The sequence below is a fragment of the Lactobacillus sp. UMNPBX12 genome, assembly GCF_002553955.1.
Lineage (GTDB): Bacteria > Bacillota > Bacilli > Lactobacillales > Lactobacillaceae > Lactobacillus > Lactobacillus crispatus.
In genome coordinates this window covers 1-8,115 of record NZ_PCYY01000037.1, presented here as the reverse complement: position 1 = coordinate 8,115, position 8,115 = coordinate 1, and the positions used below count along the sequence as shown (strand labels likewise).

12 protein-coding genes are annotated in these 8,115 nt (G+C 39.0%); all 12 read right to left on the bottom strand.

The window, feature by feature from the left end; translation table 11 throughout:
* On the bottom strand, positions 1-232 hold a 232-nt coding region (locus CP363_RS10030), incomplete at its 3' end, for a replication initiator protein A (protein ID WP_198995788.1).
* 1,108 nt (positions 233-1,340) lie between these two features.
* On the bottom strand, positions 1,341-2,138 hold the full coding sequence (locus CP363_RS11050) for a LysM domain-containing protein (protein WP_233187165.1): 798 nt from the start codon (positions 2,136-2,138) through the stop codon (positions 1,341-1,343).
* A complete protein-coding gene (locus tag CP363_RS10015; protein ID WP_233187164.1) occupies positions 2,138-3,142 on the bottom strand; it encodes a replication initiation factor domain-containing protein in 1,005 nt (334 codons plus the stop codon). Before CP363_RS10015 ends, CP363_RS11050 begins: the two co-directional genes overlap by 1 nt.
* A gap of 245 nt (positions 3,143-3,387) precedes the next feature.
* A complete protein-coding gene (locus CP363_RS10010; protein ID WP_087301161.1) occupies positions 3,388-3,732 on the bottom strand; it encodes a single-stranded DNA-binding protein in 345 nt (114 codons plus the stop codon).
* Positions 3,733-3,734: 2 nt separating this feature from the next.
* Positions 3,735-4,562, bottom strand: coding sequence for a tyrosine-type recombinase/integrase (locus tag CP363_RS10005; RefSeq protein ID WP_233187163.1), 828 nt, complete (start codon positions 4,560-4,562; stop codon positions 3,735-3,737).
* Between the two features lie 65 nt (positions 4,563-4,627).
* Positions 4,628-4,780, bottom strand: coding sequence for a YvrJ family protein (locus tag CP363_RS10000; protein WP_087712505.1), 153 nt, complete (start codon positions 4,778-4,780; stop codon positions 4,628-4,630).
* Between the two features lie 246 nt (positions 4,781-5,026).
* The gene (locus CP363_RS09990) at positions 5,027-5,263 is read right to left on the bottom strand and encodes a DUF2922 domain-containing protein (protein ID WP_087712496.1); all 237 of its coding nucleotides are present in this window, start codon (positions 5,261-5,263) and stop codon (positions 5,027-5,029) included.
* Positions 5,264-5,284: 21 nt separating this feature from the next.
* The gene (locus CP363_RS09985) at positions 5,285-5,503 is read right to left on the bottom strand and encodes a hypothetical protein (protein ID WP_087712497.1); all 219 of its coding nucleotides are present in this window, start codon (positions 5,501-5,503) and stop codon (positions 5,285-5,287) included.
* 228 nt (positions 5,504-5,731) lie between these two features.
* A complete protein-coding gene (locus CP363_RS09980; protein WP_087712498.1) occupies positions 5,732-6,046 on the bottom strand; it encodes a hypothetical protein in 315 nt (104 codons plus the stop codon).
* A 1-nt stretch (position 6,047) separates the two neighbouring features.
* The gene (locus CP363_RS09975) at positions 6,048-6,539 is read right to left on the bottom strand and encodes a hypothetical protein (protein WP_089143124.1); all 492 of its coding nucleotides are present in this window, start codon (positions 6,537-6,539) and stop codon (positions 6,048-6,050) included.
* 164 nt (positions 6,540-6,703) lie between these two features.
* Positions 6,704-7,147 carry a hypothetical protein gene (locus CP363_RS09970; RefSeq protein WP_087712500.1) on the bottom strand — a complete coding sequence of 148 codons (444 nt, stop codon included), beginning with the start codon at positions 7,145-7,147 and terminating at the stop codon, positions 6,704-6,706.
* Positions 7,148-7,194: 47 nt separating this feature from the next.
* On the bottom strand, positions 7,195-8,115 hold a 921-nt coding region (locus tag CP363_RS09965; RefSeq protein ID WP_098036202.1), incomplete at its 5' end, for a replication initiator protein A.

Sequence of the window (8,115 nt, the reverse complement as noted above, 5' to 3'; positions counted from 1 at the left end):
AATTAAGCATGTTCATTAACTCTTGGTTAGTGAAGATGAAGTAAATATTGCCATTGTCGTCAACCCAATTGTTTTTAACGGAGTAGGAGAAACGATCTTTAAGGATTGCGTATGCCACCTTAGTTTCTAATTTCAGTGGCTTATACTTTTCATTGGTAAAGAAGACCATAGGAAGCTGGTAAAACTTCTCAGCATATTCTTGATTGACATTGTAATAATTCTTTTTTGGCATTTTAAAAGCCCCTTTCTGTGTGTGAAGCACTTGCAGGGGCTTTAATTAATTATTCGTGTTGCATTAAATAGAGTTTGCCCTTTGACCAAGGGAAAACTTGTTGTATAATATTATCAAACGAAATATTAATCAAAGCACCTGCCCGAACTACCAATTCTGTAAGTGCTTTTTTTATTGATTTAGGTATATTATACCAAATTACCAAAGGCGATGGAACCCACGTTTGTGCGATTCTATCGCCTTTTTGCTACCAAAAAAGCCGCCCCGAAGGACGGCTTTGGTCTGTTAATGCATTACTTTTAACGCTTAAGCATTTCATTTAGTTCATGTAGGACTAAGTGAAGTTCGTGCAAAAACAGAATAGTTAGGATTGAGAAAATTACTTCTTGCATGATATTGCTCCTTTCTAGCTTTTTACAGCGATGTAGGGGCATAGACATGCCAAATTTATTTTACCATGTTATAATAATTATAGGATTGAGGAAATGTTCTTGCGTGAGTAAGGACATGTCTAAGGACGGCGGTCAACTGACCGCTTTTTTTGTTACCTGGAAAGTTTGTGAATTTTGTAAATATGCAAAAATAAAAAGCCCATAAAATGGGCTTTTTGAATTGTGTACGATTTTATTTCACAAAGTCAAAAATCGCGTCCTGGTGGAAAATCCAGTAAGCATGCTATTTTACTATTGCTTTCATTAAAATTACTATTTTAATGAGTAGTACAATTTAGGTATCAGGAATAGCCTGTAGCTTTGACTGGCTGACCGAGCCGATAAGGAGAGACGCGTCCGCAGGCGTGGCTCGACCGGCGCAGGGCAGACACGGCATTGCGGAGGGCTATTCCTGATACCCTTATATCTTTCATGGAACACAAAAATGCACCAGGTACAGGTGCATTTTTTGTTATTTCAAGGATATAAGGCTTTTGTGCATGGTGCGGCTTCGCTTTGGCAACGACCACATGGGAAGTCTCCTCAATAGCGAGTAAGCCAATCGCCCACTTTTATTAGAAGGATGGGATAGTGAGCGATTGTCTTACTTAAGGCTATTGAGGAGCCTTCCTGTCTACAACCGCGCGGCACTACGCCGCACCATGCACAAAAGCAAACTAAGCAATGCGGACTACTTGTCCGGCAAATATGCGATCTTCTGCTATCGCCCGATTGAGTGCGAGCAAATCAACTACAGGCATGCCATGTCTGCGTGCAATTGAGTACCAGGTATCACCAGGTTGTGCCACATAGTCAAAGTCGACCAAGGAAAGCTGATAGCCGCTGTCGTCAGTGTAGAAGCCATAATAATCATAGGCTAGATACTGTACATCGCCTTCCACTTCATCAGTATAAACCCATGTGCCAGCTTCCGGGACGCCTGAAGCCTTGGCACCACAATTAATAATGGTTAAATTAATCATTTTCGGCAGTTTAGACAGATCATACAAGCCATCATCTAGGTCACGCTTGAAGAAGGCTAGATCAATGCAGGAGCGGTCGTGGTAACGAGAGAGTAAATCGATCATTTCGATAATCCGTTCTTCACGATTCTTGCAGAATCTATCGCTGTTTATCAAAAGGGTAATTTTGCTCTTACTGGTGTAATAGAGCTTTACCAAACGCTTGGTAAAAGCAATGACATCATCAATATGCTCATGAAGGTCAGTAATCATAAAAGCATGTGTGGTCATTTCTGCCCTACGGGCTAGGTCAGTGTGGATAGTCGCAAATTTGTGATAGTCAAAACCGGACACATGGAGACACACGCTTACGGTGGTAATTCCTAGTTTCTTTAGATGCTCATAGTGTTCTGGCGTGGAGGTGGTAATCGCTGAACAATAAGCCATTCTAGGGTAATTTTGGGTAGTTACTGTTCTTGGTGGAGTTTGAATTGTAGTAGTCATTTGTGACATTATGCTGGAGTTCCTTCCTTTTGTAAAAATTGTGTAATTGCGTCTTTATGCTTCTGTGAGAGCCTTTTTGAGCCTTCGACTAGAATTGATCTAAACCAGGCTAAATCACCCTCATGAGCCTCTAAAATAGCTGAAAGCGTTGGAGAAATTTGACGGTCGACCCAAGAAATCATGTCTTCGATTGTTTTATCTTCTTTTTCAATTGTGAGCTGTAGTTTTTCGACATTTGATAAAAGTTCACTCCACCAAGGAGCCGTGGGCCATCTGGCTTGATTTCGATCAGCTATCGGCAAAATAAATCGTAAGTACTGTTTGAGGCTTCCTCTCAGCACGTAGCCTGGAGATTTATGACCATTTATCATGTGATCTACCAGTTTTTTCGCGCGATCTTTGCGATAAACCATTTCAAGGCGTGTCCATTTTTCAGGAATATCTTTCTGATCTGAATTAATCTTACGCTCTAGCGTCTTGTCATATACTCGGCAAAAAAGATCTGAAGCCTGAGAGCCGAAATACATCGTCCTACCTAAAAATGCATTGGTCGACGTTTGTCTTGACGTGACTTCGTCCCATTTACTCCAGCGAGAGGTAAAGTGCCCTTTGATCGCGGCATCGTGAATTTTGTCATAACTGACTATTTTTGATTCAAAATCATCGACTGCCAGGTCAATTCTCGTAAAATTCACGCGTTCATGTGCTGAGAGGACGCGGATAAGGTGCATTAGATCATGCTTTGCGGAGTATTGTCTGCAGCCTTGTCCTGTAATCATGACGTGTATGCCGCTCTGCGGGTTGATTTTAGTATCCAGGTCAACAACATCAGAATTGGCGGTAAACATGACGAAAATACTGCCACCTTGCCATTTGAGTTGATTATGGTACCCGAATCTTCCCTTGGCCAACGGTGAAAAATCCATCCAACCAAGATCTAACGTGTTAAGCACCTTGGGTAATTGAGTGTTAAGCACGGTAAACTCTAGCCAGTCAATTTGTACTTTTAACATTGTCTCTATCCTTTTTTTCTGCATTCATGTATTTATTACCCCCCTATTAGTAATAGGGGGTGTTAAGTACGAAACTCTTCTTTTTCTTGGGGCTAGCCCCAACCCCCACGCTCGCCGCTAGGCAAGGAAGCCAACTTTGTTGGTTTCCTTGTTTATAGCTTTAAAGCGAAAAAAGCTGTCAACTCCTTATCCTCGGACTTTGCAAGTCCTGCGGTACCGTTGACAGCCTATTAGTTGTAACTATATTAAGCAGCCATGGCAGGATCCATAGTCACTGGTCTGTTAGGATCGTGTAAAAAGTGAGTAGAGCCTACTACGACAGTATGATGATATCTAACACGTTTAGTGTCTTCATCAATTGATGTTGATACCTGGAGACGACCAGTACAAAGCACCTGACGCCCCTTGCCACAATGTTGGCAGATTGCTGATGCTAATTTGTCAAAGGCAACACAACGGATGAAATCAGCCTCATCTTTATTGTTACGTCTAGGTACAGCTACAGTAAACCATGCATATGCGCGTCCTGCTGCGCTTTGCTTCAATTCAGGTGTATCAGTTAATCTTCCAAGTAATTTAATGTCGTTCATCTCTAATCTTCTCCTTCAACATTCTTTAAATTAATTTCTGGTAAAAATGATGACATGTCTACAAGCGCAGATTGCGCGTAGTGGGCAGTCATTCCTAATGATTTGTGTCCTAAAAGGTACTGGACAGTCGTGAGTGGTACTCCTCGCTCTGTTAAAAGCGCCGCAAATGTATGCCGCAATAGGTGACAATGAAAACTAATTCCTGTAGTCTGCGCAAATTGAGTCGCATAGCCTTGGATAGTTCTCTTCGATATTCTGAAAAGTGGCCGATTATCGATTTCAAGTTCTGCACGATACTTCCATACAATCTCCGCTGCTTGTTTGTCGATAATCGGGATACATCGATCACTGCCCCACTTAGCATCTTTAATATCAATGTATACGACTTTGCCACGTAAAGTGACATCGGACGCACGCAAGTGAGCTGCCTCACCTACTCGACATCCTGAACCGTATAATAGCCAAAATACAGCTCTTGCGTTGGGTTGTAATCCGTCAATGTAACTTTTGAAGATCTGCAGCTCTTCATTGGTTAAACGTTTAATACGTCTATTTTTTACATTTTTGGGATAATCACCAGGACTAATAATCACGCTATCCATGTAGCCTTTTTGGTTTGCCCATAAAGAAAATACCCTAATTGCAGACAATTTACATCTGACAGTTGTAATTTTCTGACACTTTTTAAAAAGTGCTTTGGTAAATTCGGACACATCCTCATGAGTTATCTGGTCAATAGGTCTATTCTTATAGTTTAAATATCGACTAAACTCATTTAATCGTTGCTTATATTCTCTTAAAGTCCCTTCAGCACGCCCTTCCAGGCGCATTTCCTCTATGAACTCATTTATGATTTTTTTCATCGATTGCATAAATATAGAAATTGGTCGTGTGTCTACAATGAATCTTTGCCAGTGGGCCGAATTGCTTCAGATAGCTTGATAACAGCATTTGTAAGCCCATCCAGCTTAGTTTCTATGCGCATTATCAGCAAAATTGCGATTGCCACCCCAGCAGCTTGATCCATAATCATCTTAAAAATGTCCATATCTTATCCTTTCCGGATAATCTCACCCATGTTTGAAGCACAAACCTTGCATAAATCGAGCGATCCGACCAGCATATTTGAGCTCTCAGCGTTTTTAACATCCAAGCGGTAGCTGACATCCTTAACCCGACTGCAAAGCTCACATTTACGATATATGGGCTGAGCATATCCTACTAAATTTAGATAGTCCTTCATTTTCTCTCCTTACAAAAAACGGGAAGGGAACCAAATCCCTTCCCTTAAGCATTATTCAGCTTTTGCATCTGATGCAAAGATATCGTCAGTTTGAGTGGTGTAGTACTCAGCACCAACAACCTTAGCGTAGATAGCTACGCCGTCTTTTTCAAAGGCTGCGGCATCAACGATCTTTTGCATAGCAGACTTAACAGTTTCAGCTGAAAGATCCTGCTTAGGATATCTAACAGTGATCATGCTAGTTTTGTCTTCTGCAGTCTTAAACTTTAATTTTAAAACCTTCTTCATGGTCTATTCTCCTTTCTATGATTAAGCTTGTGGGACAACACGTGAGTTGTCTACTGCATAGATTTCATCACATGATGCGTCAAAAACATCTGTTAAAGCTTCGCTTACTGCATAAATTGCATCTGGTGTTGCTCCATCCTTCAAATTTTGAAGGGTAAAGTTATACTGGCCGCCCTTAGCAAGCTTAGTTCCCATCACAAATTTAGCTTTTCTGTCTACTAATTCTGCGGTTTGTGCCATTTTAGTCACTCCTTTTTCTTAGATTGATTTCTGTTAAAGGTCGAGAGTGTGAAACTCGAAAATTACTTGCGAAAGCATCAAAAAAAGCAATGATGCTTTCTCTGCGATTACTTTCTTCGCGATACATCATTGCTTAGTTTCTTTTCTTAAATTTATGTCTTTCTTGATGTGGTTTTATTATAACAAATAGTTATGCTTTGTGCAAAGCCATAATTAAATAGAATTGTATTACTCAATAATTTTTGAAATAGCCAATGGCTGATAATCTTTATATGCCTGCAACATTGCTTTAACAATCTGAGAGTCAAAATCAGTATCCAATTTTTCATTCAGTATCTGTTTGAAATCTGTAAAACTAATTTTGTCCTTCTGTCTGAGAATATCCAAAAATAGCTTGTCAATTTCATCAGATTGTTTTGAAGAAATCCCATAGTACAAGAGAAATGCTTCTCTATTAGGTGGGAAATCCAGTTTATCAATACAATCACGCAAAACGGATCTCATCAAATACAGTGTATATGTTAATTCATCAGATTCATGCATTTTAGACCAACAACTCCAGACCTAATCTAATCCAATATGCTAATGTTCTAGCGGTACTTGGGTTAACATGTGATGCGATTAATGCACTAGCAATTTGATCTTGAACTGCCTTAAATGATAAATCTTCCCATCTTGAAAGTTTTCTTAGCGTGGGAGTAACTTTATTGAGAACATTTCCAACTTCTACAGCAGCTTTTCTTCCTGCCACTTTTCCTACGGCACTAACTAATTTATTTCGATTTTTTAATACTGCTTTAACTGCAACCTTAGCACCTTTTCCCCAACCAATTTTTGATTCATTTAATGATTGTTCATTCTGAAAAGAAATACCATTGGTTGGTACTTGAAAAGTCTGTGTACTGCTATCAGAAGCCGTTTGAGTCGAAGAAGATGTCACTTCGGCAGCTTGCACACTATTTGAAACTACTTCAGCAGTGGGAACACTTAACAGAAGCGTTACTAATGACGTGAATACAACCTTTTTCAATTTCATTATTCTCACTCCTTATAAAACGCAAACATACTAAATGTTTACAAAAAATAATAATACCTATTGCTTTATTCCAGAATAGGCTTGTTTCAATTTGTTTATCATTTTATAAAATTAGCATTAAATGCCAATAGTTAATACACATTTTTTTATCATTTTTAGTTAATCTATCTAAAAATCCAACTATACCAGTGTTTATCAGTCTTTTTATCTGAATCTAACTTCTCAGAGCTCGTCTCATCACTGTCTTTATGCATTAGTTGTGGTTTATCAGCGAGATTTAATTTCTGTGCCTGGTCAGCTAATCTATTAGCTGTATCTATCTGTTGATCTTTAATAGCCAGCTGTGATTTTAAGAATTCCACTTCTTCAGATAGTGCCTTAATGCGCGCATTTTTTTCCTGCATCAAAGCTTCCTTTGCATCTGGCTTAGTATCTCTATTATCATGGGCTTTCTTAAAGTCTTCTAACACTTGTGCAGAGTATAAAGGTGCATTACCTTTCATCTGTGCATTTTTAATTTTATGCTTAGCCAGCCAACGAGTAATTGTTGAACGATTATAGCCTGTAGACTTTGCAATATCAGCGACTGTGTAGAATTTTTTAGACATAATTTTCTCCTTTTGTTTGCACTAGCGCGCATTGATGCACGCATATATTAATTGCTGATAGCTTCTCTTTTTTCTAGAATTTCATCCGCGTAATTCTGGAACATATTCTTATAAGCTCCAAAGATGTAATTTTCGATATTAACTTTTTTACCTTCGTCATATATTCTTCGCGTCCGATTAAGTACCCGTCTCATCGTATTGCTGATTTCTTTTTGTAGTTTATGAGGCTCGATTCCCATTTCATTGAGGAACTGAATATCACTTGAACTTAACTTACGATTACCATCAATATTCAAAACAGCTTCAGCATATTTTATATTTTGCTTTTTTAACTCCTTAACAACACTGTTCTTAGCATTAAGAACGATGCCAGTTATTCTAGCCAAATCTTTAGGAGTTTTAACCCACATACTTAACAGTTTATAAGTATCTTGGTTAAAGATAACTGTGTCTTTTGTATCAGTTTGAGTGTAGTAGTTAGCAGCATTTTTTACTAAGTCTTTATTTTGTGCATCGATTTCTGCAGGAGTGTAATTACTTGGGGAGAAATCTAATTGAGTATTTTCCTGTGTCTTAATTGTATCTTCAGAAGAAGTATAGTATAGATAGGGTTCGATTTTCGAACTTCCTTGTGGCTGTAGGGCTGAGGCCCCGTTTTCCGGAAGTTCGAAAATCGAACTTCCTTGTGGCTGTAGGGCTGAGGCCTTGTGGTCTGGAAGTTCGAAAATCGAACTTCCTTGTGGCTGTAGGGCTGAGGGGTCATTGTGGTGTGAAATTAGGTACACATCGTCGGCATTTACTTCTGGTCGGAGCAAATATAATCTATTAGGTTGATTCAATCCAATTCTTTTTTGCTCAAGTAAATTTGCTTTTTCTAGTTCCTTTTTGATCTTAACTACTTTTTCCTTAGCGCAATTAAGCATGTTCATTAACTCTTGGTTAGTGAAGATGAAGTAAATATTGCCATT